This is a genomic window from Bradyrhizobium sp. Kon58 (assembly GCF_055807455.1).
The window spans coordinates 1-238 of record NZ_JBVVOT010000636.1 but is presented as its reverse complement, the minus strand read 5'-3'; the positions used below and the strand labels follow the sequence as shown (position 1 = coordinate 238).

Annotated in this window: 1 protein-coding gene; it reads right to left on the bottom strand. The window is 63.4% G+C overall.

The window, feature by feature from the left end; genetic code table 11:
- Nucleotides 1-238: DUF3999 family protein (locus tag AC0L20_RS41775; protein WP_473295957.1), on the bottom strand; the 238-nt coding region annotated here is incomplete at both ends.

Sequence of the window (238 nt, the reverse complement as noted above, 5' to 3'; positions counted from 1 at the left end):
GGGCCACATGCCGAGCGGCTCGCCCAAGGCATCGCGGGGCTTTCACTGTTTTCATTACCACACCGGGCAGGTTTTCCTGAGTGTCGGCGGCGTACAGCGGGAACCACTTCACCGGCGTCACATCGCGGCTTTCAGTGTGCGAGGGTGACTGACGCGACAGCGCATAAGCCTGCGCTTCGCCGGCGGCGTTAAATACCCGCACATCGCTGAGGTCGGCCTGACGGGCGCTCAATTGCAC